The organism is Prosthecobacter sp. (genome assembly GCF_044232965.1).
Taxonomy (GTDB): Bacteria; Verrucomicrobiota; Verrucomicrobiia; order Verrucomicrobiales; family Verrucomicrobiaceae; genus Prosthecobacter.
On record NZ_JBIIKX010000037.1, the window covers coordinates 1 to 25,284 of the forward strand.

22 protein-coding genes and 1 pseudogene are annotated in these 25,284 nt (G+C 60.0%); 6 read left to right on the forward strand and 17 right to left on the reverse strand.

The genetic code is table 11. The features are described from left to right. From ACILSI_RS15695 to ACILSI_RS15710, 4 genes and pseudogenes are all read right to left on the reverse strand, one after another. A pseudogene (locus tag ACILSI_RS15695) lies at nt 1–410 on the reverse strand (hypothetical protein); the annotation flags it as partial. Between the two features lie 43 nt (nt 411–453). After that, entirely contained in the window at nt 454–1,482 is a 1,029-nt protein-coding gene (locus ACILSI_RS15700; RefSeq protein WP_395722841.1) for a zinc-binding dehydrogenase, read from the reverse strand. Nucleotides 1,483–1,606: 124 nt separating this feature from the next. After that, entirely contained in the window at nt 1,607–1,981 is a 375-nt protein-coding gene (locus ACILSI_RS15705) for a GxxExxY protein (RefSeq protein WP_395722842.1), read from the reverse strand. Between the two features lie 66 nt (nt 1,982–2,047). Beyond that, nucleotides 2,048–2,749 (reverse strand): orotidine 5'-phosphate decarboxylase / HUMPS family protein, encoded by a 702-nt coding sequence (locus ACILSI_RS15710; RefSeq protein ID WP_395722843.1) that lies wholly within the window; start codon nt 2,747–2,749, stop codon nt 2,048–2,050. A gap of 56 nt (nt 2,750–2,805) precedes the next feature. Here ACILSI_RS15710 and ACILSI_RS15715 point away from each other — a divergent pair, with 56 nt between their 5' ends. Beyond that, nucleotides 2,806–3,609, forward strand: coding sequence for a helix-turn-helix domain-containing protein (locus ACILSI_RS15715; protein WP_395722844.1), 804 nt, complete (start codon nt 2,806–2,808; stop codon nt 3,607–3,609). A gap of 141 nt (nt 3,610–3,750) precedes the next feature. On the opposite strand, the gene ACILSI_RS15720 is transcribed toward ACILSI_RS15715, so the two are convergent. Then, a complete protein-coding gene (locus ACILSI_RS15720) occupies nt 3,751–4,890 on the reverse strand; it encodes a hypothetical protein (protein WP_395722845.1) in 1,140 nt (379 codons plus the stop codon). Between the two features lie 40 nt (nt 4,891–4,930). Continuing rightward, entirely contained in the window at nt 4,931–5,905 is a 975-nt protein-coding gene (locus ACILSI_RS15725; RefSeq protein WP_395722846.1) for an alpha/beta hydrolase fold domain-containing protein, read from the reverse strand. A 78-nt stretch (nt 5,906–5,983) separates the two neighbouring features. On the opposite strand from ACILSI_RS15725, the gene ACILSI_RS15730 reads away from it, so the two are divergent. Further along, nucleotides 5,984–8,641: a DEAD/DEAH box helicase gene (locus ACILSI_RS15730; RefSeq protein WP_395722847.1), complete on the forward strand. Its 2,658-nt coding sequence runs from the start codon at nt 5,984–5,986 to the stop codon at nt 8,639–8,641. A 9-nt stretch (nt 8,642–8,650) separates the two neighbouring features. Beyond that, nucleotides 8,651–9,427, forward strand: coding sequence for an SWIM zinc finger family protein (locus tag ACILSI_RS15735; RefSeq protein WP_395722848.1), 777 nt, complete (start codon nt 8,651–8,653; stop codon nt 9,425–9,427). A 104-nt stretch (nt 9,428–9,531) separates the two neighbouring features. On the opposite strand, the gene ACILSI_RS15740 is transcribed toward ACILSI_RS15735, so the two are convergent. From ACILSI_RS15740 to ACILSI_RS15790, 11 genes are read right to left on the reverse strand one after another with little or no spacing between them, the layout of a single operon-like run. Then, on the reverse strand, nt 9,532–10,059 hold the full coding sequence (locus ACILSI_RS15740; RefSeq protein ID WP_395722849.1) for a GrpB family protein: 528 nt from the start codon (nt 10,057–10,059) through the stop codon (nt 9,532–9,534). 3 nt (nt 10,060–10,062) lie between these two features. Continuing rightward, nucleotides 10,063–10,428 (reverse strand): VOC family protein, encoded by a 366-nt coding sequence (locus tag ACILSI_RS15745; RefSeq protein ID WP_395722850.1) that lies wholly within the window; start codon nt 10,426–10,428, stop codon nt 10,063–10,065. A 2-nt stretch (nt 10,429–10,430) separates the two neighbouring features. Further along, a complete protein-coding gene (locus ACILSI_RS15750; RefSeq protein ID WP_395722851.1) occupies nt 10,431–11,705 on the reverse strand; it encodes a hypothetical protein in 1,275 nt (424 codons plus the stop codon). A 60-nt stretch (nt 11,706–11,765) separates the two neighbouring features. Further along, entirely contained in the window at nt 11,766–12,881 is a 1,116-nt protein-coding gene (locus ACILSI_RS15755) for a DUF4238 domain-containing protein (protein ID WP_395722852.1), read from the reverse strand. 9 nt (nt 12,882–12,890) lie between these two features. Continuing rightward, nucleotides 12,891–15,506 carry a right-handed parallel beta-helix repeat-containing protein gene (locus ACILSI_RS15760; protein WP_395722853.1) on the reverse strand — a complete coding sequence of 872 codons (2,616 nt, stop codon included), beginning with the start codon at nt 15,504–15,506 and terminating at the stop codon, nt 12,891–12,893. Nucleotides 15,507–15,554: 48 nt separating this feature from the next. Beyond that, nucleotides 15,555–16,349, reverse strand: a complete 795-nt coding sequence (locus tag ACILSI_RS15765) for a DUF1295 domain-containing protein (RefSeq protein ID WP_395722854.1) — start codon at nt 16,347–16,349, stop codon at nt 15,555–15,557. Further along, nucleotides 16,336–16,827 carry a DUF2062 domain-containing protein gene (locus ACILSI_RS15770; RefSeq protein ID WP_395722855.1) on the reverse strand — a complete coding sequence of 164 codons (492 nt, stop codon included), beginning with the start codon at nt 16,825–16,827 and terminating at the stop codon, nt 16,336–16,338. Before ACILSI_RS15770 ends, ACILSI_RS15765 begins: the two co-directional genes overlap by 14 nt. Next, nucleotides 16,824–17,162, reverse strand: coding sequence for a DUF1475 family protein (locus ACILSI_RS15775; RefSeq protein ID WP_395722856.1), 339 nt, complete (start codon nt 17,160–17,162; stop codon nt 16,824–16,826). Before ACILSI_RS15775 ends, ACILSI_RS15770 begins: the two co-directional genes overlap by 4 nt. Nucleotide 17,163: 1 nt before the next feature. Further along, nucleotides 17,164–18,441 (reverse strand): class I SAM-dependent methyltransferase, encoded by a 1,278-nt coding sequence (locus ACILSI_RS15780; protein WP_395722857.1) that lies wholly within the window; start codon nt 18,439–18,441, stop codon nt 17,164–17,166. Then, on the reverse strand, nt 18,438–19,232 hold the full coding sequence (locus tag ACILSI_RS15785) for a DUF1365 domain-containing protein (protein ID WP_395722858.1): 795 nt from the start codon (nt 19,230–19,232) through the stop codon (nt 18,438–18,440). Before ACILSI_RS15785 ends, ACILSI_RS15780 begins: the two co-directional genes overlap by 4 nt. 1 nt (nt 19,233) lies before the next feature. Continuing rightward, nucleotides 19,234–20,511 (reverse strand): NAD(P)/FAD-dependent oxidoreductase, encoded by a 1,278-nt coding sequence (locus ACILSI_RS15790; protein ID WP_395722859.1) that lies wholly within the window; start codon nt 20,509–20,511, stop codon nt 19,234–19,236. 133 nt (nt 20,512–20,644) lie between these two features. On the opposite strand from ACILSI_RS15790, the gene ACILSI_RS15795 reads away from it, so the two are divergent. From ACILSI_RS15795 to ACILSI_RS15805, 3 genes are all read left to right on the forward strand, one after another. Then, nucleotides 20,645–22,390, forward strand: a complete 1,746-nt coding sequence (locus tag ACILSI_RS15795) for a serine/threonine-protein kinase (protein WP_395722860.1) — start codon at nt 20,645–20,647, stop codon at nt 22,388–22,390. Nucleotides 22,391–22,461: 71 nt separating this feature from the next. After that, nucleotides 22,462–23,973 carry a DUF4139 domain-containing protein gene (locus tag ACILSI_RS15800; protein WP_395722861.1) on the forward strand — a complete coding sequence of 504 codons (1,512 nt, stop codon included), beginning with the start codon at nt 22,462–22,464 and terminating at the stop codon, nt 23,971–23,973. Between the two features lie 49 nt (nt 23,974–24,022). Further along, the gene (locus ACILSI_RS15805; protein WP_395722862.1) at nt 24,023–25,279 is read left to right on the forward strand and encodes a PQQ-binding-like beta-propeller repeat protein; all 1,257 of its coding nucleotides are present in this window, start codon (nt 24,023–24,025) and stop codon (nt 25,277–25,279) included. Nucleotides 25,280–25,284 lie beyond the last annotated feature (5 nt).

The following is a 25,284-nucleotide window of genomic DNA, read 5'->3' on the forward strand; positions in this document are numbered from 1 at the left end:
CGGTCGTAGAGGCCGCCTTCGAGGTTGAAGCCGCCGGTCTTGGCGTCGGCGAGGTTCACGCCGGTGGGTGAAATGGTCGCCTGGCAGATGTGCCCGGCATGGGAGCCTTTGTAGCCCTTGTCGTCGAACCACACATTAAAGCTCTTCGCCTTGTCGCTGACGAAGCGGAACTTCACCTTCACCTGGAGGTCGCGCTCGCCTTCGAGGCGGATGTGGTCCACGGCGCTGTGGTCGGAGGTCGGCGCGGTGATGCCGACGAGCACGCCGCCTTTGACGACGCTGCTGCTCTTGTAGTGCCCCCAGCGCGGTCCGAAGCCCTCGGCGCTAAAATCGTCGGAGAAAATGACGCGCGGGTAATCAGCGGCAAAGGCGGTGGTGGCGAGGAAAGCGAAGGCGAGCAGTGTTTTCATGAGGCGATGTGAACGCCCCAGTCCCCAGAAACCTTCAGAGAACTCACACCGGTCGCAGCACGCTCTTCACTACTTCGCCTTTGTGCATCTTTTCAAAGGCCTCGTGCCATTCGGTGACGGGCCAGACGCCGCCGATGATGGGTTTCACATCGAACTGACCGCTGCTCATGAGGGCGATGACGCGTTCCCAGATGGGCCAGTTGTGGCTGAAGCTGCCTTGCAGCGTGATGTTCTTCTGCACGAGCGGGTCGATGTTGAAGCCGAGCGGTTGCGGGCCCCAGCCGACTTTGGAGATCCAGCCGGCGGGGCGCACGAGTTCGAGCGCGATTTTGAGCGTGATGCTGGCACCGGCGGCATCGATGACGCCGTCGCAGCCTAGGCCGTCGCGTTCCATCGCCCAAGGTTTGGCGTCGCCGATGATGACTTCGCAGCCGTAGTGCTTGCGGGCGAGTTCAAGACGATGCGCGTCTTGTTGCAGACCGACGATGGCGACTTGTGCGCCGCATTGTTTCGCCATGGCGGCGCAGAGGATGCCGATGGTGCCGGGCCCGAGCACGACCACACGATCACCAGGCTCGATGCGGGCATTTTTGACCACCGCATTGTAAGCCACGCAGCAGGGTTCGGTGAGGCAGGCCTGCTCAAAGGGAAGCTGATCGGGGACGTGATGCAGGATGCGGCTCGGGACGCGCACATACTTCGTCATCGCGCCGTTCACGCCGTAGCCAAATCCTTTGCGGGTGTTGTCGAGGTTGTATAGGCCGCGACGGGTCATCGGGTTGTCTTTGGAAATGATCGCGGCGGTCTCGGAGACGACGCGGTCGCCTTCCTTCCAGCCTTCCACGTCCTTGCCGACCTCAATAATGTTCCCACCGAACTCGTGACCGAGTACGACGGGGTAATTCACCGGCCAGGAATGATCGGCAGTCCATTGATGCAGATCCGAGCCGCAGACGCCGACATTGGCGACTTCAAGGAGCACATCCTCGGCTCCGATGGACGGCTTTTCGATTTCACGGATTTCGACGGAGCCTTTTTCAGGCGCGAAGTTGACAACGGCGGCGGATTTCATGGTGATTGCTGGTAGAGATATTTTAACGCGAATAACCGGTAACGTCCGCAAATTTGCACGAATGCCAGAGGTCGGTAATTCGTGATGATTCGCGGGTATTCGTGCTCATTCGCGTTGGAGGAATTCAGGGAGTTTGTGATTTCACTTTTCGAACCCATTCGAGCTTGGGATTCTTGAAGTTGATGATAAGACCGATTTCGAGGCAAGATATCCGCAGATAGTTCAACATTTGCGCGATTTCGTTTTCGCCGATGGCGTCGATTGATTTCGCATCCACCAGCACATTTTCATTTACGGTGATGTCGGGGATGCAGTCGCCTACGATCTGGTTCAGATAACGGATCGGGTAAGCCTTCTGTGCTTCGGCCAGAAGTCGCTTCTCCCGCAAAGCAATGACCAGCGCATTCTCATAGGGCTTCTCGCGCAGGCCCGGCCCCAGTGCGTTATGAACATGCATGGCGCAGCCGATAATGTCGTGGGTGCAGTCGTTGAAGTTCATGATTTAGAGTTGGGATTTCAACGCGAATGGTCGCGAATATCCGCGAATGACAAGAATGAATTTCAATCAGGTGAAAGCGGGAACGTCCTGGGCATGCACGGCCTCGCAGATCATGCGCAGCGAGGCTTCGAGATTGCCATCGGCGGTTTTAAAGGCATCCGCGTCGATGGTGAGTGGCGCTCCGAGCACAACGAGCGGTGCACCGTACTTCGGGCACTGAATCGCCTGCTCCAGGCTCAAACCGCCGACGGCTTGCACGGGCACTTTCACGGCCTGGACGACTTCGCGGAGCTTGTCGAGCGGGCTGGGCATGCGGTGGCCGGCGGCGGCGATGCCGCGGCGTTCGTCGTAGCCGATGTGATGAATGATGTAGTCGCAGCCAAGGTCTTCGAGCCATTTCGCTCCCGCGACCATGTCCTCGCAGATCATGTTGTCGCCCATCACCTTGCAGCCGAAGTCCTTCCCGGCTTTCACGACGCATTTCACGGTCTCCGCGTGCGCACGAGCCATCACGACGACATGCGTGGCCCCGGCCTTGGCCATCATTTCAGCCTCCAGGTAACCGCCATCCATCGTTTTGAGGTCGGCGACGATGGGCGTGCTCGGAAAAGCTTTCCGCAGCGCACGCACGCCATGCAAACCTTCGGCAAGGATGAGCGGGGTGCCTGCTTCGAGCCAGTCCACGCCGGCGCGCATGGCGAGCGCGGCGGTTTCGAGCGCTTCGTCGATGTTGGTGAGGTCGAGAGAGATTTGGACGATGGGTTTCATGACTGGCTGGAGGGTTGCAGATTAACGCAGAAGCATGCACCATCGTCACGACAAAGATGATGCGAAATGCGACACCTCTGAAACCCCGCGAGCGCCCACAGCGCCCGGCGGCGGAAATTGCCCGCTGGCGCAGGGATCGCAACGCGTGGATGGCCGCGCTGGAGCCGACGCTGCTGTTTCAGCGGCTGTTTGATCACATCCCCGGCGTGTATTTCTTCGCCAAGAACAAGACGGGGCATCTCATGTTTGCCGGCAAGGGCCTGCTGCAACGCTATCAGATGCGCGACGACTCGGAGTTCATCGGGCGCACGGACTTCGACATCAATCCCGACACGATGGCGCAGGCCTATGTGGATGACGACAAGCGTCTGCTTGCGGGCAAGGCGGAGGTGATCGAGCGCATCGAGCTGTGGTGGGACTCGCAGGGCATTCCAGACTGGTTTTTGGTGACGAAGCTGCCGCTCTTTGACAAACGCCGCCGTGTGCAAGGCGTGATGGGCACGCTGCGCCGACCGGATGAGGCAGAACGACGGCTGCCGGTGTTTCAAACGGTGGCGCAAGCTGTGGAGATCATCCGTCGCGACTTCTCAAAGCCGCTTTTGATCGAAGACGTGGCCAAATCGTGCGGACAATCGTTGCGGCAGCTTCAGCGGCGGTTTCAGAGCGCGTTTGGCATCACACCGCAGGAATTTTTGCTCAAGACGCGTGTGTTGGCGGCCGTGCGCTTGTTGGAGGAGACAAGCCTCACGGCCAGCGAGATCGCGCAGCAGTGCGGCTTTGTGGATGCGAGCAGTTTCACGCAGCATTTTCGCAAGCGGATGGGCGAATCGCCTGCGGCCTATCGGCGGATGCGCGTTTAAAGTGGTCCGCACAGTCCTCTGTGCGGCGCATTGAAGGCTGGTGGGCGTGTTGAGCTACAAAAACCTCGGATAGTAGGAGTGTATCTGACATCAGGAGGTCAGAGAGCTTGCGGAGCGCCGCACAGGGGACTGTGCGGACCACTATTGCAGCTCATCGCACAGCGCGAGGGCCTTCAGGGCCTGGCACGTCGCGATGTAGGTGATGTAGTGGTAGTTCCCGCGATAGAGCGAATGCATCCACCAGCGGCCGCTCACGCGCTGCTCTTTTTTGAGCCAGGCAACGCCACGCTGGATGCGCTCGTCCTTCACCGGCACGTTGTTTTGCCGCATCAGCACGATGGCGATGGCGGTCATGTAGGCATCGCTTTCCGGCTTCGGGGCGTCGGGCAGGCTGGTGATGAGCTTGGAGACTGTCTCGCTGATCTCGAAGTGCCAGTCGTTCAGCGCGGAAAAGTCCCGCGTGCTCCAGCCGCCATCTGCATGCTGCCTGGAGGCAAGCAGCGCGAGAGCAGATTCGCGTTCCGATGCAGGAACGAGCTCAGGCAGATAAAAGGCCAGTTGGAGCCGCAACACGCGGTCAAAGTCGTTTTTGAGCTCGGGCTGTTTCAGCCACGCTTTGAGCTTTCCGACCTTGGCGATGATTTTTTCGTCCTTGAGGTCTGAAAGCCAGCCGGGAGCTGCCGTGATGGCGCGGGCGGCTTGCAGCGAGAGCTCGAAGTCGGTCGTGATGTGTGGGATCTCCACCTCGCCGTGGCTCACGAAGGCTCCGCTGGCTGACTGGCGCTCAAACATGTCCCGCAGCGACTTTTCCGTGTGCTCTGAAGTTTGGCGCGTGACGTGCTTGTCCCATTCCGCGAGGCCCAAAGAGCGCCACACGCTGGTGAAGGCGGCGGGATAGTGCTTGTGGCCGCTTTTGGTCGCCGTCTCCTTCACCTCCTTGGTCTCCTTTGGCACGAAGTCGATGAAGTCCGCTACGATCTCCTCGTTCGCCTTGCCGAGCAGCGGGATCAACGCGGGCCGCTCCGTGAGGTAGGGGCCGGTGGTGTGGCAGTTCACGCAGGACTTTTCCCGCACCCACGAGATCGCGCCCTCTTCTAGATACTTCGCCGCCGCCTTGACCGACTCCGCGCCAAATTGGGCCACGCGAGGCTCGTCCGCGCTTGGAATAGTCACGCGGATGTCACCCGACTGATACTGAAACTCCGGCTTGGGTTTTGGTTTGGGGGCTTCGGCGGCGGAGGCCAATGAGGCACTCAGCAAGAGCGGGAGGATAAGTTTCATGCGCCAGGGATACGCTCCAGATGAAGTGTGTCCTTCGCGGCTACTTTTTCTTCGGCTCGGGCAGCGCGGGGATCGGCGTGGTGTCGATGGTGGAGTCGATGCCGCGCAGTATTTTGCCAACGAACTCGCGACCACGCTTGATGACCTCCGGATGACTCACGGAGCCGTGGCCGCCGTCGGTGATGGGGACGAGCAGCGATGGCATGCCTGCCTTTCCCAGTGCGGCGTGAATGGCCTCGGCATGCAGATATGCCACGCGCATGTCCTTCGTGCCATGGAAGGTGATGAACGGCGGGTCGTCCTTGCTGACATGGGACACGGGCGAGGCGGCGACGGCCTCGGCATGCTTCTCCTCGCAGTTCCCGCCGAGCAGACCGATGACTGCGTCGTCTTTGAGGATGGGTTTGCCTTCCTGGTCAAACATGAGCGCCTTTGTGAAATCCTCGGGGCCGCAAAGATTCACCACACACTGCACACGGCTGCTGAAGCTTGTGTTGGGGCCGAGATCGCCCTCCAGTTCTTTCACATCGCCGCTGGTGCCGAGGAGAGAGGAGAGATGGCCTCCTGCGGAGCTGCCCATGACGGCGATCTTGTCGGGATCGAGATTGAACTCCTTCGCATGCGCCCGAATCCAACGGATGGCGGCTTTGCAGTCGTACACCTGCGCGGGCCACTTCGCTTCCTTGGTGAGCCGGTAGCCGACTCCGACCGCCGCGTAGTCGCCGGTGCGGGCGAACTGGATCGCCGCAGCCGCGTAGCCGAGGCGGTCGCCATTCACCCAGCCGCCGCCGTGGATGAGAGCGACAACGGGCAGGGGCTTGTCGCTGTTGCGTTTGTTTGGCAGGTAGAGATCGACCTGCTGCTTTGGGTTATCATTGCCTGCGTAGGGCTGGTCGAGCCGGACTTCGACCTCGCTGGTTGCGGCGATTTTTACGACGCTTTGTTTCTTTGCGGCCAGGTCTTGGGAGAGGGCTGCTGATGCGACGAAGAGGAAAAATGGGAGGAGATGTTTCATGGCGGCGAGAATGGAGAAGCGGCGGTGTTTGGACGGTTCAGTCGTTGCCCGGTGACGCATCCTTGGCATACAACGCGGATGCTCGCTCCGGTTATCACCCCCGAAGGAATCCTCACGCTCGAAGGCCAGGCGGAGAATGCCGTGGAGCGCCAGCTTGCGGCCACTAGCGGCACGGGGGCGTTGCTGTGCTTGCTGGCGGCTGGTTTGCACACCGCGGAGCTTGATCCGCCGTTTTGCTGGCTGCGCGAGTGGTCGCGGCAGTTTTTCACGCGCCTGTGCCAGACGAAGGACGCTTCAGCGGTCAACGTGCCGTCGGTGGAGGAACGCGTGGCCTTCATGGCCGCAGCGCCGCCGTTTGTGGGTGCGGAATACCTCACGCCGGAAGTTTTAGAACGTTGGTGGCTCGCTTTGGCAGATCACATCACGCAGGCGGCCACGAACGGTGTCGAAGCCTGGCTGCGTGAGGAATGCCCCGCGTGGCATGTCGTCGGACGCGTGACATTTCATCTGGCCGAGAACAAGACGGACACGCAGCGGCCTTTTGCCTTCCTCGCGACGTTCACCGAGAAACTCAGCGCCACCGGCCAGCCGCAGCATCTGCCGCTGGCGCGCGCCTTGCAGCTTTATGCCGGGCAGAAGGATCAAACCGCGCTCAACGCGCTTTTGGAGCCGGTGCGCATGGCGGCGGATAAGTCGAAGCTGCTGCGTGAGTGGCTGGAGACACGGCGCTTGTTTCAGCCGATGGCGATGTCGCCGCAGGAAGCGTTTCGCGTGCTGCGGGAGACAGCGGTGTTTCAGGAAAGCGGCATCGTCATGAAGCTGCCGGACTGGTGGCGCAGTGGCAAAGGGCCGCGCCCTGCGGTGTCGGTGACGATTGACGCGCCGAAGAAAACCTCCCTGCATGCCGGGACGCTGCTGAGCTTTAAAATGGCCGCCAGCCTCGAAGGCGAGCCGCTGACCGACGCTGAATGGGAAAAACTGCTCAGCGCCGACACTGGCCTCGTTTCGCTGCGTGGGAAGTGGATCGAGGTCGATGGCGCTCAGTTGCAGCAGGTCATGGAGCACTGGAAAAAGGTGCAGAACGCCACCGGAGAGGGCGGCATCGGCTTTCTTGATGGCATGCGGCTGCTCGCGGGTTTCGATCCACGCCAACTGGCGGCGGAAGAGGAAAGCACCGAGAGGGTGCATGATTGGAGCGACATCGTGGCGGGTAAAAATCTCGCGCAACTGCTCGATCAGATGCGCGAACCGGCTGAAGCGGCACCGCCGCCGAATCTGTGCGCCACCATGCGTCCGTATCAGCTCAAAGGCTTCGCCTGGCTGCAATTCATGACACGTCTCGGCCTCGGTGCCTGTCTGGCGGATGACATGGGTTTGGGGAAGACGATTCAGGTGATCGCATTGCTGTTGGCAAAGAAAGCGGACAAGGGCGTCCGCGCTCCTGGGCTGCTCGTCGTTCCCGCCTCCCTCGTTGGAAACTGGAAGGCCGAGGTCGCGAGGTTTGCGCCGGATTTGAAGCTGTTCATCGCGCATCCATCCCAAACCTCACGCGAGCAGCTAGACCTGGCCGTGAAACACACCACCGAGGCCCTGCGCGGCTGTGATGCGATGCTCACGACGTATCAATTTCTCCAACGCACCGAGGCTTGGCAGTCGCATCCATGGAGCGTTGTCATTCTCGATGAAGCGCAGGCCATTAAGAACCCTGGCAGCGCCAGCACGAAGGCCGTGAAGCGTCTGCAAGCCTCCACACGCATCGCGTTGACCGGCACGCCCGTCGAAAACCGTCCCGGCGATCTGTGGAGCCTCTTCGACTTCCTCAATCCCGGTCTGCTCGGCGGGTCCGGCGCCTTCTCCGATGCCGTGAAGCGCTGCGCGAAGTCGAGCGAAGGCTTCGCGCCGCTGCGGCGACTGGTGAAGCCTTACATCCTGCGCCGGATGAAGACGGACAAGAGCATCATCACCGATCTGCCCGACAAGATCGAAACCAAAGCCTTCTGCGGCCTCACGAAGCGCCAGGCGACGATTTATGCCAAGCTCGTCGATCAACTCGCGAAGATGCTGGCCGACAAAGACATGGAGCCGATCAAGCGCCAGGGCCTCGTGCTTGGTTTCCTGCTCAAGTTCAAGCAGATCTGCAATCATCCGAGCCATTGGAACGGCGATGGCGCGTGGCATCCCGAGGACAGCGGCAAATTCACGCGCCTCGCCGAGATTTGCAGCGAACTCGCCGAGCGCCGCGAACGCGCGCTCATCTTCACGCAGTTTGCCGAGACCTGCGATCCGCTCGCCCGCTTCCTCGCCACCGTGTTTGGTCGCGAAGGTCTCATCCTGCACGGCGGCACCAGCGTGAAGAAGCGCCCCGAGCTTGTCGAAGCCTTCCAGCAGCCCGGCGGCCCGCCCTTCATGGTCATCAGCGTCAAAGCCGGCGGCACGGGCCTCAACCTCACCGCCGCCAGCCACGTCATCCACTTCGACCGCTGGTGGAACCCAGCGGTGGAAAATCAAGCCACCGACCGCGCCTTCCGCATCGGTCAGAAGAAGAACGTCTTTGTTCACAAATTCGTCTGCCAAGGCACGATTGAGGAGCGCATTGACTCATTGATCGAGGAGAAGATGCTCCTGGCCCAGGATTTGATCGGTGATGGAGCAGGAGCCGAAAAACTGCTCACCGCGATGAGCAGCGATGAGTTGCTCAGTTTTGTCTCGCTTGATGTGAATTCAGCCATCGTGTAAAACCACCGCATGTGGTGGTCCTACGAAGACGTGCGTGAACAAAAAGAGCGGCTGCAGCGCGAGATCGCGAAGCGGAAGAAGCGTGGGGAGAAGTTTGAGCCGCTAGCGGCCCCGCCAGGGCAGAAGAAGCTCTGCGCGACGTTCTGGGGACAGGCTTGGTGCCGGAATCTGGAGTCGTATCAGCAGTATGAGTCACGGCTGCCGCGCGGGCGCAGCTATTTGCGGCAGGGGAACGTGTACAACCTCGAAATCGAGGCGGGACAGCTCGGCGCGGTGGTGGCGGGATCGGAGCTGTATGACACGAGCATCCACATCCAGCCGCTGCCGAAGAAGCAGTGGCAGCAGATCGTGAAAGCGGGCGCGGGGCAGGTGGGGTCGATGCTGGACCTGCTGGCGGGGAAACTGGGCGACGGACTCATGCGCCTGCTCACCGACCCGCAGGACGGCTTGTTTCCGAAACCGAAGGAGATTCGCTTCGATTGCTCGTGTCCCGATCATGCGGACATGTGCAAGCATGTGTCCGCCGTGCTGTATGGCGTGGGCGTGCTGCTGGACACGCGGCCGGAGCTGCTGTTCACGCTGCGTGGCGTGGATCAGGCGGAATTGCTTTCCAATGCGAGCAGCGCCGCCATTATTGACCTCTCGGCGAAGGAAGGCGATCTCGCTGGAGCGGACTTGTCGGCGATCTTTGGCATTGATCTGGGCACGGTGGTGATTCCGCCGGTCATGGAGGAGGCCAAACCGGTGAAGAAAGCGGGCAAAAAGGCAGCCAAATCGTGCCGTTAGTAGGGTGGATTTTGCAAAGGAACGAGATGGCAAGGGACTGGCTCTGAAGACTGAGTTAATGCCGGTGCCGACCTGGACGAAAAATGAGTCGTGAGTTTGCGCAATCATTCGCGACGACGTTGCTGAACCCAAACCACAGCCTTGGCCTCATTTTCTTTGATGAAGGCATCCTTTTCATCCATGTAGGCTTCGAAATCGTCGGGATGCTGCGCCGCAAGCTGTTCCTTCATTGCGCCATACGCCTGCGCCGCCTCGGGGTGGGCGATCATGTAGTCGCGAAAGGCCAGATGACGCACAGCACCTGAGCTTCCGGCCTCAAACGCATGGATCTGGTGCGTGCGGTTACCCATGGCGTCGTTTTTGCGAAAATAACGGCGGCCAGGAATGCCAAACTCGCCCATCACTTCGTAGCCGAGCTGCTCCATCGAAGATGAGCGTGCGTCGAGTTCGCGGAGGTCAGCGACCTCGATCAAGATGTCGATGATCGGCTTGGCAGCGATGTCGGGAATGGCCGTGCTGCCGATGTGATGCAGCCTTGCTGTCATGTCGTTCAACACGCCAGAGATCAGTTCCGCCTCGCAGGCATACTGATGTATCCAAACCGGATCGTGTGGGACAACTTGGTAGCGCATGGCTCATGGTGCCGTTTCAGTGACCAGATGCACTGCGGCGGCCGGATTCTTGATCCAAAATGCAGCCATGCCCTCTGGCAGCGCCTCCACCTCATCACAGCGCTCCACTCCCTTTGCCGCGAGATGGGACAATGCGGAAGCAAGGTCGTGAGTCGCAACCTCAAGCCACACCTCTGACTTTTCGATCGTCTCCACGCGATCAATCCACAGGTGCTTGCCACCAAAGTCGATCACCATGCTTGATGCGTCGCGGCTTTCGACACGGAATCCGAGTGTCTCGCTATAAAACGCCACCGTGGCATCAAAGGCCGCCGCTGGCACTTTCATAGCAATGTTGGCACCGGGTTGGAACAGGGGTGTGGTGCTCATGGTCAATCATGGTTGAGCTGCAACAGCCGCTCCCACGCCGCGTCTACCCAGAAGAACTGGGAGTAGTAGAGCTTCGTGTAGTCGTAGTGGGAGATCACTTTCTCCACCTCGGCGCGGCGTTGCTTCAAAAGGGCGGCGTCAGGTGCCAGCGTGACGACCCACGCGGCTGCTGTGGGCTCGCGCACAAAGGCGGTCTCCTTGCCGCGACGCGGAGCCAGCTTCATGAAGTTCTTCAACTGCACGTGCGCCAGGTCCTGCGCCTCCTGCTCCGTCTGCTGCGGCTTCCAGTCTTTGTTCATCACACGCCAGTCCATCTCAAAGTAGCTCTTGTCCGCGTTGTCGAATTGCTGCGCCATCGGCAGGCTCTTGAAGGCGAGATCGGCGCTGGCTTGTAGCCCTTTGGCATACGCGGCGCGGATGGTTTCATCCTTTTCCATCTCCCACAGCACCCGAACGGCGCTGACGCAGGTGCAGGAGGTCCAGGTGTGATACTTCGCATACTCAAAGACCATCCCGTGCTCACAGATCTCCAGTCGGGTCTTGTTCTCTTTTCCACCACGCTCTGCCAGAGCCGACTGATACATCTTGTGCCACTTCTCATCTCCCGTCACCGCATGAAGCACCTTACACACAAGCAACATGCGTGGTGCGCTGTCGAAGCTGAAGCCTGAAAATCCGCCACGCCGTCCGAAGGGTTGCTCAGCCGGCATCGCCCACTTCATAGCCACAATGGCATCCGCTGTATCAACGAGATGCTTTGTGATCCGAGCCTTCTCGGTTTCGGTAGCGAGGCCGGAATCATAATAGCGCCATAGGCCGAGGAACCAGGGCGACGACTGATCATTCGAGCCCATCGGATAGTGTGACTTCCCATCCGTGGTCACGCCGCGCCCCACGAAGCCCTTCACTTCACTGATGGAGTTCAGCAAAAGCAGTCCTTCCATCAGCTTGCGGGCCTTGGTGGCGTCTTCGTCGGACTTCGTGCGCTTCCAGCGGTTCACCGCCGCGTCCATGTAGAGGCCGTTGAACATCGCCCCGTTCTCAATCGGCGCCCACCAGCCCAGCGCGTTCGGCTTGCCCGCCTTGCACTCCTCCGGTGTCGGCAGCGAGACATTGCCATCCATGTCTGCGAAGTCGATCATGATGCCGTACTTGTCGATGAACCGACGCCAGATCTCCTTGTGAGCAACTTCAGCCGCTAATGCAGCATCTGCGGCAACGAGGGGACGAAAAGCAGATGCGGCGAGGGTTGAGGCGATAAAAGTGCGGCGGTTCATGAGCACGCAACGTGGATGCCGCCATCGGTGTCTTCAAGGCCATTGCGACTAACTTCGTTGTCAGAAGGGTCGTGTTACGTAATTCTCAACGAAACGCGCAAAGTCTCCCATAAGGTCTTGCGACTTCATTCCATCTGAATGCTGAGCAAAAGCCTGAACGACGTCGGTCCATGCAGGATTGCGCCGCCGCGAGTCGGGAACACGAGGGCTTCTTTGAAGCTGACAGAACGACCAGAGCTGCTGCAGTTTGGGATTTGGTGATCTGACATGATACATGTCCGCTGAATCGCTAGTTTGTTTCACCTGCAACAAATCGGAGGTGGGCTTTCTCAATCGGCCGAATCGATCAACGAGCCCCTCCATTAGCAGAGAGTCTTGCTCCGAAGAATAGAGACATTGACCAGCATTCTGAACCTGCAATGAGTTCACCAACTCGACGTCTTTATCGTTCAAACCCACCAAGTTATCTCGTTTATTGCCGACTTTATACACTTTGGGATCATAGAAAAACAGACACAACACAGGGGTGATTGGGAGGATCAGTTGAAAACCAGAACGTGAAAAGCCGGAATATGAGCGATTGCTCGTCTCTGCTTCTTCTCCAAACAATTGATTCATACAGATGACCGGATGGTCACTCGTAATGAATTTGGATTTCTCAGTAGGCTCCAAAAGCTTACATTGGAGCGTCGCCATCTCGAAGAAGCATTGCAGCAGGCCGTTCTTTACTAGAAAGCCAGATACACCTGTCACGCCGACAGTTTTCATTGACCAATCAGGCGGAGGGGGAGGAACTTTGCCGTTTTTAATGCCCTCGTTGACGACATCAAAGAACATCCCTCTCGAAAGGAGGCCATGTATCTCTGCGGCCTTTTTGGTTCGTATGCTAAATAGCGCGGCCAAAAATCTACACCCAACCAACTGCTCGCCATTTAGCTTTCTTGTTTTAATGACTTCAGGAAGCATTTCGCCATAAGCCGTCTCTGTCTCTTTCAGCCAATCATCGAGCTGGCCATCATCCCGATAGAACCAATCCTCTTGGCACTGCCCTTTGATAGAACCAGTGACGAACTTGAACGGCTCAAGCCGAGCGATCGCGATGTTCTTGCCACCATCAACGCTAAAAAGCTTCAGGTAGTGCTGCGGAAGAAAGTGCTGGCTTTTGTTTGATGGCATTGCAATGCCTCACCGTTGTTCCAGCTTCACGTTATCGATGAAGAACGCGGTCTTCGTCGTGCCGAGGGCGCTGAAGAGGAGGTAGGTGGCGGTATCCCACGTGGGCTTGCAGGGGATGGCTTTGAATTCGGTCTTGGTGCCGTCCTGCCGGGTGAGTGTCACGTCATACTTGGCGGCTCCGGTAGTGGCGGTGAGGTCGATGCGGAGCCATTCGCCGGGTTTCACGTCGGCGAGTTTCGGGCTGGCGGTGTTGTTGGCCACAAGCGTGCCTTTCTGCCAGCGCAGATAAGGCCCTGCGGCGAACTCGCCGCCTTTGTTGCGCATCTCGAAGAACCAGTCGGCACCGGGCTGCGCCATGATGTCAAAGCTCACGTGGTAGGTGCCGGACTCGGACCACTTCGGGTAGATGTCGAGCACGGGATCGTAGCTGTGCTTCAAGCTGGGGGCGTCCTGCACTTTGAGGCTGCGTTTGGAGGCTCCGCCGATGGGGGAGCCGGTTTCATCGGTGACACCGATGCTTTCGCCTTTGTTTTCGGTGGAGTATTTGGCATTGCGAATGCCCAGCGTGCCGAGAGAGGCACGCTCGAAGCTTTGATCGACTTGGTAAGGCGGCGCGGGCCACGGTTTGGCATCGGTATCCCAGTTTGGATAGTCGTGACCCTTCGCAGCAAGTGCATGCCATGCAGCGTCGGCTTTGCGGACTCCGGCCAAAGTGAGATCCCAGGGCTTGAAGCCGATCTTTTCGGCCGGTGAGCCGGGTTTGAGGCGGAAATCGCGTTTGGCGATGTCTTCGAACATCGGATCGGCAAACTGGCTGCCGTTGTCGCGGCCCATCTTGCGCCATTCATCCCAGGTGAAGTGGCTTTTGGTGAGCTTCGCGGGGATCTTGCCGTCGGTAGGCCAGTAGATGTTTTTGCGGAAGATGAGGCTGTCCTTGGGATCGCCGCGATCGATCTTGTCGAAGAACTTCCAGTTCCACTCGCCGCCATCGAGCAGCGGCGACGCAGGTTCCCACACGACGATGTTGTTCAGGTAGCGGAAACGCAGCCGCGCCTCGTTTCGCGAGGCCTGTATCTGCGCGGAGTTGCCAAACGCGAAGATGTTGTTCCGCACGGTGTTGAAGTAGCCGTAGTGCTGGTGAAAGCCCGCGTTCCAGGTGTCGTGCACGAGGTTGTTTTCCATCAGCGTGTCCGTGGCACCTTCGTCATTGTAGAGCCCCCAGCCGCCGTAGCGATGGCTGGCGATGTGATGGACGTGATTGCCGCGAATGATCGTGCCCGGCGAGGTGCCGAGACCGTAAAAGCCGCCCATGTCGCTCAAATACGCCCAGCCGAGATGATGGATGTGGTTGTTCTCGACGAGCGTCTCGCGCGAAGCGGTGTCGCCATAGCCCCAGTTCCATCCGGCGCTGATTCCCGTGTAGTAAAAGTCGCCGATGTCGCAATGCGTGACCGCGCAGTGCTGCGTGTGCGTGAAGACCACGCCGCAAGCGCTGGGGTGCAGCCGCCCGCCGTGCTGGATGATGCAGTCATCGACGACGAGGTGATGATTCACGCGCTCTTCATTGGGCCGACCCGTCTCGCCGACATACACACCGCCGCCGCCGAGGTCGTGGAGGTGGCAATGCTTCACCGACGAGTCCGCGCAGCCGTTTTTGAACCAGATGGCGTGCAGGCCGGTGTGCGCGATTTCGCAGTTCTCGAAGTGAATGCCGCGCGAGTCCTCGATCTCGATGCAGCCATCGCTCGTCGTCGCTGCCTGGCCGTCGTGCAAACCGTCCGCTGGATACAAATGCTGGCTGAATTGAAACGAGATGCCTTCAAAGCGCACGTCGTGAGCGCCTTTGATGACGATGAACTTCGTCACCACCGGCGCGATGACCTCTGCCTTCGTCATGTCCTCGCCGGGTAACGGCAGGTAAAGCACCTCACCCCTCGCCTTGTCGAGAAACCACTCGCCCGGCGCATCCAGCGCGGCGCGGTAGTTCTCCATCCAGAAGCGCTGATCCGGCTCGAACTCGACAAAGGGATACCGTGCCCGCCCTTTAATCTGCACGGCGAGCACTTCTTCATTCAGTGCCTTGATGCGGCACTGCCCCACGGCCCAGGCATGAGTCACGGTGAGCAACACGTCGTCACGCTCGGGCTGCGGGATCGCTTTGAGCACGTCATACTCCGGCTGAGCGATGCTGAAGGCGTGGAAGTTCATATTCACCTTCAAGTCCGGGAACACACCCGCGCCGACGGCCTCGGTGATGTGGTGGTAGCCTTTGTTCGGCGAGCGGGCCAGCGTGGCGCGGCGGCCATTGATCCAGAGTTGCTCAAACTTCCACGCCTTGTCCGGCAGCGGAGCTTTCCACAATCCGCCCTCGGCTTTCGTCCAGCCGGTGATCGGTTTGCCAGCCATGAAGACGGCTTTCTTGCCGCTCCAGGTCACCTGTGAGTCGTCTTTGCCCAGCATGATCGTTTCCGTGATCGGATGCACGCCGTCCTCCACAATGATGCGCACGGGTTTCGGAGCCTTGCGAACCTCTTCGAGCACGGCGGCAATGTTGCCGGGCTTCAAAACGAGGTCGGCGGCGGAGAGGGAAGAAACGAGAAGGAGGAAGCAGGCTAGGCGGAACATGCGGCATCGTTTCGCCGCGAACTTTGCGCACGCAAGGGCGTGATGTGCTCAAACCTTGCGGAACCACGGCACAAAAGCGCTCGTGGTGCGCTGATACTCGCGATAGACATCGCCACGCTTTTCGACGGAGAGCTTTTCGGTGAGCGGGATGCCGGTGACGTTGAGGAGGAAGTGCAGCATGGCCGCAGGCGCGATGACCGCGGTCCAGCCCCACGGGGCGGGCAGGGCCATAAGGAACAGGCCCCACCAGAGGAGGGATTGGAAAAAGTAGTTCGGATGGCGGCTGAAACGCCACAGCCCGACCTGGCAGATGGCCTTGGGATCGGTGTTGGTCCCTTTGAAGCGGGCGAGCTGGGCATCGGCAATGCCTTCACCGAGCAGGGCGATGAACCAGAGCGCCAGCCCCGCGATTTCGAGCCAGTGAAAGTTCGTGGCAGGCTGCTGTGTGATGAGGAACACCGGCAGCATGAGCAGCCAGACCAGCACGGCCTGAGCGAGAAAGAAATAGAGGAATGCCTTTGGTGGATTGGCTTTCCACTTTTCACGCAGCACGGCGTAGCGCACGTCTTCCTGCGGATGATGACTGGCGACGCGTTTCCAGAGATAAAGCCCGAGTCGCAGGCTCCAGGCACCGACGAGCGTGGCGATGGCAATGCGGCGTGGGAGCCAGCCATCGCTCATGCAGGCGAGAAGAATCGCGACAGGCGCGAAACTAAGCGCCCAGGTGACATCGACGAACGAATAGTTGTCGAGTTTGACGCTGAGCCGCCAGGTGAGCAGGAAAAGCGCCGCGAGCAGCGCGGCACTGGCGCTGATGATGAGCCAGGGTTCAAAGGGCGGCATGACGACGGCGTTGGATTTGATCGGCCAGGCCCTGGATCAGCGGGCGGGTGCTGACATAAAGCAGAAAAATGAGCAGAGGGGCGATGAGGCACCAGACGGTGATGCCGTAGAGGGCGGTCATGCCGTAATCACGAAAAAACGGACCGGGTTCGGCAAAGAAGCGCTGGATCATCTTTGGAATCGAGAGCGAGACATGCGGCGCGCCGTAAAGCATTTCACCCACGCGATAGAAGCCGAGCACGAGCGACCATTGCAGCGGATAAGCGAGCGTTTTGAAAGCCTGCAGCACCGGCTGGTTGAGCTTCATCGGCACACCGATGAGCAACGAGAGCAGCGTGGTGGAACCGATGATGGGAAAGATGCCCAGCGTGATGCCATAAGACACTGCCTGAGCAATTTTCGGCGGACTGGTGCCCTGCGTGAGCTGCTGGACGATGGGTTGGACGACCCAGCGTTTCCATGGCGAGGATTCGGTCATGCGGCGGTCCTTCTGAGTAGCACGTCCTCAATGCGCGCATTCACCGGCACACGGAAGAGCTGGATGAGCATGTAAACGGCCATGGCGATGTTTCCGAGCAGCAAGATGCCGAGCAGCCACGCGGTGCGGGCGATCCAGGAGACCTCCTTGTAAACCACCCAGCAGTAGAAGGTCAAAAACGCCCAGTAGGTGTCAAACAAGGTGGCGATGAACCACGGATGCGTCACGACCTCACGCGGCGTCTTCCACAGAGCGCATTGAACGCTGGCCCAACTCGTGACGGCGAGCATGGAGATGAGCACGATGAGGAAGAAGATGCGGAGAGTGACGATCATGTTACCAGGCGCGGTGCAGGGTGGCGTTGTTTGGGCGGGTGTAGGTGGCCTGGATGACGCTGATGTTGCGGGTGGCGAAAGCGGCCTCGCAATACTGAAGGTAGAAGTTCCATTTGCGGATGAAGCGCTCGTCGAAGCCGAGGGCCTTCACCTCATCCAGGCGTGCGTTGAAGCGCTCGAACCAGAGGCGCAGTGTTTTGGCATAACCAGTGCCGAGATCTTCGAGGGCGTGCATGAACAGGTCGCCGGTGCGATTGGCGGCCTCGTTGAGGCGGTTCACGCTGAGCAGCAGGGAGCCGGGGAAAATGTGCTTTTGAATCCAATCGACGCCTTTGCGCAGGTTTTTGTGCCGGCAGTCGGGCGTGGTGATGGCCTGGAAGGCGAGCAGGCCGTCGGGCTTGAGCACTTCGTGGCATTTGGCGAACCAGACTTCGAGGTATTCGTCACCGACGGCCTCCAGCATCTCGATGGAGGCGATTTTGTCGAACTGGCCGGTAATGTGGCGGTAATCCTGGAGACGAACTTCGACGAGGTGGTCAAGACCTTCACGCTTCACGCGCTCGGTGGCGAACTTGTGCTGCTCCTGCGAGATGGTGACGGCGGTGACGCGGCTGCCGTAATGCTTTGCGGCATGCGTGCAGAAACCGCCCCAGCCGCAGCCGATTTCGAGGACGTGGTCGCTGGGTTTGAGATGGAGCTTCTGGCAGAGCGCGTCGTATTTCGAGTGCTGCGCTTCTTCCAGGCTCTGGCCTTCGCTTTCAAAGCGCGCGGCGGAGTAGGTCATCGTCTGGTCTAGCCAGAGAGAGTAGAACTCGTTTCCGAGGTCGTAGTGCTCGGCAATGTTGCGGCGGCTGTTGGTGATGCTGTTGGGCCGCAGTTTATGAAGGATGCGGTTCCAGGTTTTGAGCAGGTTCAGGCCCGCGACCTTGGTGGAGGAGGCTTTGGCGCCTTGCGCTTTGACCAGACTCCCGATGAACCACGCAATGACGGCGGCGATGTCATCCGTGTCCCAATCTCCATGCACATAGGATTCTCCGAAGCCGACGTTTCCAAAAAGCGCGATGTGTTTGAAGAAACCGGGGTCGCGCACGCGGATTTCAGCGGTGATCGCGGCTCCGGGAGCGCCGAACACGCGGCTGTGACCGTCCGGCCAGGTCATGCGCAGGCCGCCGTGGTTGAATTGGCTGAAGGCCCGCATCACCAGCGTCTCGTAGAAGCCTGATTTGCGAGCAGGAGCGGCGTCAAGGTCTGTGTCGAGCGTGAGCGAGTCGGTGTTCATGGCTTCGTGGGGGAGATGGAGCGGTGCGGGCGGTAGAGATCGCGTTGAAGATGCGGTTCGGCGGCTTTGCGGTGCACGGGCAGTTTTTTCAGCCACAGCAGCAAGGCATGCCAGTGGATGAGAAAGATGACCCGGAGCGTGAGGAGCGGATACTTTACGGCGCAGGCCAGCAGGGCGGAGTCATCTAATTTGCGCCGTTTGCCGGTGAGGCTGGTCAGCAGCACGCGGTCGTCGCCATCATGGTCGTCGATGTGGATTTCGAGGTGCTTGCCGGGGATGCGCAGCTTGAAGTCAAAGCTGAGTTCGAGGCCAAAAAACGGCGAGACATAAAAATGCTTCGGCGTGGTGAGGCGCAGGCGGCCATCGGCCTCCAGATCGCGAATCACATAGGGTTTCTGCTCCTTGTAGGTGTTGGTGACCTCGGCGACGGCGCAGAGCGGCTTTCCTTCGACGTCGAAGCAGTAATAGAAGCAGACGGGATTGAAAATGTAGCCGAGAACGCGTGGAAACGTCAGCAGGCGGATGCTGGTGATGGGTGCGGTGTCGATCTGCTGCTCGCGCAGGATTTGCAGCACGTTTTCCTTCACATCACGGCCGTCTTTGACGATGTGGTCGGCGTCGAAGAAGGAGAACAGGGACCAGCGGTTGCGTTTGAAGAGGCGGAGCCGTTCGGAGAGCGCGTCGATCTCATCGAGATCGAGCCAGAGATAAAAGACCTCGTACTCGAAGCGATGCACCTTCGGCGCGAGCCGGTGATGCATGACGTGGCACTCGTAGAGGGCGGAGTTCATCTCACCACGGCTCCTCCCCGAGCAGGTCGCGGCAGAGGTTCACGGCGGACATGAAGCCGTCTTCGTGGAAGCCGTAGCGGAACCAGGCACCGCAGTGGTAGGTGGTCTGGTCGCGGTAGATTTGATTCAGCTCGGGGAGGCGTTTTTGCGCGTCGATGGCGGGCAGGTCGAAGAGCGGGTGCTCGTAGCGGATGCGTTGGATGACCTTGGCGGGGTCAATGTCCTCGGCACCGTTGATGGAGACAAAGTAGTTTGTTTTTTCGGAGACGCCCTGGAGGCGGTTCATCCAGTAATGCGTGCTTGGATTGATGCGGCCACCGGCCTCGACCTTCACTCGGTAATTCCACGCGGCCCAGCAGCGCCGTGTTTTCGGCATGAATCGTTCGTCGGTGTGCAGGGTGGCGAGATTGGGCTGGTATTTGAAGTGCGGCAGGAGTTCCTGCTCCAGCGGGGTGGGATCGGCCAGCAGGGCGAGCGAGGTGGGCGCGTGCGTGGCGAGGATGACCTTGTCGAAGGTCTCAGGCGGGCCGTCCTTCGGATAAATCTTCACGCCCTGGGCGCCGCGCTCGATTCTGGCGACCGGTGAGTTGAGGCGGATGCAGTCCTGGAAGGGGGGGGTGATTTTGCGGACGTATTGCCGCGCGCCATCGACGACGGTCCACCACGGATGGCGTGTTTTCATGCCGAGGAAGCCGTGGTTGAACCAAAAATGCATCAGCGTGCGGGCGGGGAACTGGAGCATGAGCTCCGGCGGCGTGGACCATACGGCGCTGCCCATGGGGATGACGTACAAATCGAGGAAATCCTGGCCGTAGTCGCGGGCGATGGCGTACTCTCCGAGCGTCATGCGCTCGAAGCGCGGATCGTTCATCGCCTCGATGGTTTCCTGGTTGAAGCGGTTGATCTGGAGCATGAAGCGCCAAAAGCGTGGGCTGAGGAGGTTTTTGCGCTGGCCGAAGATCTGATCGAGGCTGCCACCATTCCACTCGTAGCCGGTTTCCAGATGGGCGAGGCTGAAGGACATGTCCGTGCGCTTGGTCTCGACACCGAGTTCCCGGAACAAGCGGCAGAGCAGGGGATAGGTCTGGTGGTTGAAGACCATGAAACCGGTGTCGATGGGCAAATCGCGGCCATCCTCCTTTACCGTGACGGTGTTCGTGTGCCCGCCGATGTAGCCATTCGCCTCGAACATGGTGATGTCGAAGCGGCGGTGCAGGAAATGAGCACAGCCGAGGCCGGAAATGCCGGTTCCAATGATGGCGAGACGAGGGCGAGACATGCGGGAAGAAAGACTCCTCCTTCTTCGCTCCTGCGGGCGCTGTGGATTCACCTGCTTTTTGGCATGGAACCCGCAACGCGTTGATTTTACTCGCCGTAGCGTGGCGTATCGTTAATGGTCCGCCGCATTTTTCATGAGCGAAGAAACCCCGCATCATCATCCGCCGCCGTTTGACGTTCCCAGCGTCGAGGAGATGAACGCGCTTTTGCCGCAGTATGCGTTTGAGAAGCTGGCGGCCTATGGCGGCATGGGGGCGGTGTTCAAGGGGCGGCAGCGCAGCCTGGACCGGCCGGTGGCCATCAAAATCCTGCCACCGGAGTTTGGCGCGGAGCTGACGTTCGCCGAGCGCTTCAAGAGCGAGGCCCGGGCGATGGCAAAGCTCAATCACACGAATGTGGTGGGGGTATATGATTTTGGGATCACCACGGGCGGCCATTTGTATTTGGTGATGGAGTGGATCGAGGGCCCCACCCTGCATGAACTGATTCACAAAGGCAGCATTCCCGTGCGCAAGGTCGCCCACCTCGGCATGCAGCTCTGCGACGCGCTGGCCTATGCGCACAGCCACAAGATCCTGCACCGCGACATCAAGCCGGGGAACATCATGATCAACCAGGATGATCAGGTGAAGGTGGCGGATTTCGGCCTGGCGCGTCCGATCACCGGGGAGGCGGAGGAAAACCCCTTTGGCACGCCGGATTACGCCGCGCCGGAGATCATGGCCAGGCAGGCGGTGGATCAACGCGCGGACATCTTCGCCGCCGGTGTGGTCCTTTATGAAATGCTCACCGGCCGTGTGCCGAAGAACCCACGCCGCTCGGTGACGGAATACGCGCCTGTGTCCAAGCGGTGGGATGAATTGATCGACCAGGCCACGCATCCAGATCCGACCAAACGTATTCAGGACGCGCTGGATCTGCGCGCCCGCATCTCCCAGGTGATCACGCAGGCGGCGGAAGCGGTGGCGGTCGTGCCGGTGGCGGAGGTTGTCGCGGAGGCGGTGGCGGTGCCTGTGAAAAAGGCGCTTGCGCCGATGCACTTCGCCATGATTGGCGCGGGGTTGGTGGTCGTGCTGGGGATTGTGATCGGGACGTTGGCCAAACCCGAGCCGGAAAGGCCCGATGCAATCGTCCAGCAACAAGCCACGGAGGAAAAACGTCCTGAATCGAAGCCGGAACCGCCGAAGGTCGAAGAACTGGAGAAAAAGTCGGAGCCTGTCGTGGTGATGCCGCCGCCGGCGCCGGAGAAAAAAGCCGCCAAGCCAACGCCTCCCACACCGGCGATGACCGTCGCGCCTGCGCCCGTCAAACCGCCTGCTCCAGCACCGGAAACCCCGCTGGAAGCGATCCGGCGACTGGAGGAGCGCGATCCTGAGCTGGCGCAGCTCGTGGCGGCGTTTGGCCAGGAATGGGCGGCCAACGACGTGCTCGACACCGAGCTGGAGCGGCGTGATCTGGCCGCCAAATACATCCCCGCGCTCCAGCGCAGCCTCATCGGTCTCACGCCCGAGCAGCGCGACCATGTGTTGAGCGAGATTTCCCACGCCGCCAATCATGAGCCTTTAAACGAGCCTGCCGATACCTGGCCGCCCGCTCTGTCCACCCTGCGACAAGCCTACAACGCGCAGATCGGCGCGATCCAGGCGCAGGCCGATGCCGCCGCCGAAAAAATGCGCGCGGCGCAGTGCGCGCTCGTGGTGGAAAAGGCCAAAGAACGTGCCGCTGCCGGAAAAACGGAGGCAGCCAGGCTGGCCGAGGTCGTGGCGGCGGAGCTGGCGAAACTCAAGACCGCGCCTTCCGTGAGAGCGCTGAAGGAAAGCGCCGCAGGCGTGATCACCTCCGGCTCCGCGCCCGTGACCAACTCGGCGGCCACGCCTTGAGCCGCTGGCTGCCTGTTTCTTTACGCAGCGTTGACAGACCCCCCGCCATCCCGGCTATGCTGTGCGCAGCCATGAAAATCACCTCATTCTGCCTCGTCCTCGCCGCATTGCTTGCCCAGGCTCATGCGGAAACCTCGCTGACCATCTACAATCAAAACTTCGGCGTCGTGCGCGACGTCGTTCCCTTGGATCTTCAGCAGGGCGTCAACCAGGTGCGCTTTGCCGACACCACCGCGCATCTGGAGCCAGACTCCGTCATCCTGCGCGATCCGAAGTCCGGCGTGAAGCTCAGCATCCTGGAACAAAACTACCGCGCCGATCCCATCTCCTCCGGCCTGCTGCTGAGTTTGAACGAAGGCAAGGAGATCGAGTTTTTCGTGCGCGAGGTGAACAAGCCCGACCGCGTCGTGAAGGGCAAGGTCATCCGCAGCGGCTACACACCGCACAATCAGGCGGCCATGCAACGCTATGGCAACAATTACTACCAGAGCCAGATGGCCATGGCGCAGGGCACCGCGCAGCCGGTCATCGAGGTGGGAGGCCAGTTGCAGTTCTCCCTGCCCGGCGAGCCGCGTTTTCCTGCCCTCGCCGATGACACCATCCTCAAGCCCACGCTCGACTGGCGCATCCACGCTGACAAACCCGCCAAACTCGACGCCGAGCTCTGCTACGTCACCGGCGGCATGAGTTGGGAGGCGGATTACAACGTCGTCTCACCTGAAAAAGGCGATGTCATGGACCTCACCGGCTGGGTCACCATCGACAACCAGTGCGGCAAGACCTTCAAGGACGCGAAGTTGCAATTGATCGCCGGCGATGTGGCGAAAGTGAATGAGCAAAACATGCAACCCCGTCACAACTTCCAGGCCTATTACTCCGATAAGCCGGGCGCAGACGCCCCCGCTGTCACCGAAAAAGCCTTCGACGAATATCATCTCTACTCCCTGCCGCTCGCCACCACCCTGCATGACCGCGAGACGAAGCAGGTCGAATTCCTACGCGCCGCCGGAGTGAAGTCGCAGCGCCTGTTCATCTACGACGGCGTCACCATTGATCAAAACCGTTATCGCGGCTGGACGTACGACAACATTCGCAACGACGAAAGCTACGGCACGCAGAGCAATCCCAAGGTCTGGGTCATGCGTGAGATCAAGAACAGCGAGGATAACAAGATCGGCATGCCGTTGCCGAAGGGCAAAGTGCGCTTCTACCGCCAGGACGACGATGGGAAGCTGCAATTCGTCGGCGAGGACGTCATCGACCACACCGCCCGCGACGAAACTCTGCGCCTCTACACCGGCAACGCCTTCGATCTCGTCGGCGAACGCAAGCGCACCAACATCAGGGTAGATTCCAGCAACCATTGGATCGACGAATCCTTCGAGATCAAAGTCCGTAATCGCAAGCAGGACGAACCTGTCGAAATCCGCGTCGTCGAGCATCTCTATCGCTGGACGAACTGGGAAATCCGCGAGCCTTCTAACGCCTTCGAGAAAAAAGACGCCCAGACCATCGAGTTACGCGTCGCCTTGAAGCCTGGCGAGGAAAAGACGCTTACCTACACGGTGCATTACTCGTGGTGAAGGTTTGAGGTGCCGGGGCACGTTTCATCACGCAACCAACCCGACCACCATGAAACGCACGCTCACCCTGCTCCTCGCTGTTTGTCCGCTGCTCCCCGCTTCCGCCGACAACTGGCCCATGTGGCGCGGAGTGAACGGGGATGGGACCTGCGCCGAGTCCAAGCTGCCAGAGAAGTGGGGCATGGAGGAGAATGTGGCTTGGAAGGTGGCGTTGCCGGATCGTGGCAATTCGACCCCGGTGGTGTGGGGAGACAAGGTTTTCCTCACCCAGGCCATCGAGAAGGAAGGCAAGCGCCTGCTGCTGTGCTTTGACAAAAAAACGGGCAAGCAACTATGGGACGCGGGCACGATCTACAAGGAGAAGGAACTGACGCATGCCACGAACCCTTACTGCGCCGCCTCACCGGCCACGGATGGCGAGCGGGTGATCGTGTTTCATGCCTCGGCGGGTGTGTTTTGCTATGACTTGAACGGCAAGGAATTGTGGAAGCGCACGGACCTGGGCAAGCTGCATCACATCTGGGGCTGCGGCACCTCGCCGGTGATTGCCGGAGATCGCGTGTTCCTGAACTTTGGCCCCGGTGAAAACACCGTGCTCTACGCCTTTGATAAAAAGACGGGCAAGACGCTTTGGGAGCACAAAGAACCCGGCGGTGCCTCGGGTGAGGCCGGAAACAAGACCTGGCTCGGCTCCTGGAGCGATCCGCTGCTGCGCAAGGCCGGCAGCCGTTACGAGCTACTCATGTCTTATCCTGGACGCGCCTGCGCCTTTGATCCGATGTCCGGCAAGGAGCTGTGGACCTGCGGCGGACTCACGCCGCTGGTTTATAACTCGCCGCTGTTTGTGGACGGCCTGGGCATTTTCATGTGCGGCTACGGCGGCGCGGCGATGGCGGTGAAAATAGGTGGCAGTGGCGATGTGACGGAAAAGAACCGCGTGTGGCACCTGCCTCGCGTGCAGCAGCGCATCGGCAGCGGGGTGATTCATGAAGGGCATCACTACATCCTGACCGACGGCGGTATCGTCGAGTGCCGGAACATCAAAACTGGGGAGCTCGTCTTCAACGAGCGCATCAAAGGCCCCGGACCCACAGGCCAGAACTGGTCCTCTCTCGTGCTCAGTGCCGATGGCAAATGCTATGCCGCGAACCAGGGCGGTGACTGTTTCGTCTTTAAAGCCGCGCCCAAGTTCGAACTGCTGGCCACCAACACGCTCGGTGAAAAGATCATCGGCTCCATCGCCGTGAGCGACGGGCAGCTTTTCATCCGTGGTTACAAGAACCTGTGGTGCATTGGGAAGCGGTAGTGACG

Excerpts from the sequence above, each read along its gene's own strand:
- ACILSI_RS15800 (WP_395722861.1), top strand. The coding sequence starts at position 22,462 with ATGAAAATCACCTCATTCTGCCTCGTCCTCGCCGCATTGCTTGCCCAG.
- ACILSI_RS15755 (WP_395722852.1), bottom strand. The coding sequence starts at position 12,881 with ATGCCATCAAACAAAAGCCAGCACTTTCTTCCGCAGCACTACCTGAAG.
- ACILSI_RS15700 (WP_395722841.1), bottom strand. The coding sequence starts at position 1,482 with ATGAAATCCGCCGCCGTTGTCAACTTCGCGCCTGAAAAAGGCTCCGTC.
- ACILSI_RS15785 (WP_395722858.1), bottom strand. The coding sequence starts at position 19,232 with ATGAACTCCGCCCTCTACGAGTGCCACGTCATGCATCACCGGCTCGCG.
- ACILSI_RS15770 (WP_395722855.1), bottom strand. The coding sequence starts at position 16,827 with ATGACCGAATCCTCGCCATGGAAACGCTGGGTCGTCCAACCCATCGTC.
- ACILSI_RS15705 (WP_395722842.1), bottom strand. The coding sequence starts at position 1,981 with ATGAACTTCAACGACTGCACCCACGACATTATCGGCTGCGCCATGCAT.
- ACILSI_RS15710 (WP_395722843.1), bottom strand. The coding sequence starts at position 2,749 with ATGAAACCCATCGTCCAAATCTCTCTCGACCTCACCAACATCGACGAA.
- ACILSI_RS15805 (WP_395722862.1), top strand. The coding sequence starts at position 24,023 with ATGAAACGCACGCTCACCCTGCTCCTCGCTGTTTGTCCGCTGCTCCCC.
- ACILSI_RS15720 (WP_395722845.1), bottom strand. The coding sequence starts at position 4,890 with ATGAAACTTATCCTCCCGCTCTTGCTGAGTGCCTCATTGGCCTCCGCC.
- ACILSI_RS15790 (WP_395722859.1), bottom strand. The coding sequence starts at position 20,511 with ATGTCTCGCCCTCGTCTCGCCATCATTGGAACCGGCATTTCCGGCCTC.
- ACILSI_RS15735 (WP_395722848.1), top strand. The coding sequence starts at position 8,651 with ATGTGGTGGTCCTACGAAGACGTGCGTGAACAAAAAGAGCGGCTGCAG.
- ACILSI_RS15725 (WP_395722846.1), bottom strand. The coding sequence starts at position 5,905 with ATGAAACATCTCCTCCCATTTTTCCTCTTCGTCGCATCAGCAGCCCTC.
- ACILSI_RS15740 (WP_395722849.1), bottom strand. The coding sequence starts at position 10,059 with ATGCGCTACCAAGTTGTCCCACACGATCCGGTTTGGATACATCAGTAT.
- ACILSI_RS15775 (WP_395722856.1), bottom strand. The coding sequence starts at position 17,162 with ATGATCGTCACTCTCCGCATCTTCTTCCTCATCGTGCTCATCTCCATG.
- ACILSI_RS15715 (WP_395722844.1), top strand. The coding sequence starts at position 2,806 with ATGATGCGAAATGCGACACCTCTGAAACCCCGCGAGCGCCCACAGCGC.
- ACILSI_RS15730 (WP_395722847.1), top strand. The coding sequence starts at position 5,984 with ATGCTCGCTCCGGTTATCACCCCCGAAGGAATCCTCACGCTCGAAGGC.
- ACILSI_RS15745 (WP_395722850.1), bottom strand. The coding sequence starts at position 10,428 with ATGAGCACCACACCCCTGTTCCAACCCGGTGCCAACATTGCTATGAAA.
- ACILSI_RS15750 (WP_395722851.1), bottom strand. The coding sequence starts at position 11,705 with ATGAACCGCCGCACTTTTATCGCCTCAACCCTCGCCGCATCTGCTTTT.
- ACILSI_RS15765 (WP_395722854.1), bottom strand. The coding sequence starts at position 16,349 with ATGCCGCCCTTTGAACCCTGGCTCATCATCAGCGCCAGTGCCGCGCTG.
- ACILSI_RS15760 (WP_395722853.1), bottom strand. The coding sequence starts at position 15,506 with ATGTTCCGCCTAGCCTGCTTCCTCCTTCTCGTTTCTTCCCTCTCCGCC.
- ACILSI_RS15780 (WP_395722857.1), bottom strand. The coding sequence starts at position 18,441 with ATGAACACCGACTCGCTCACGCTCGACACAGACCTTGACGCCGCTCCT.
- ACILSI_RS15795 (WP_395722860.1), top strand. The coding sequence starts at position 20,645 with ATGAGCGAAGAAACCCCGCATCATCATCCGCCGCCGTTTGACGTTCCC.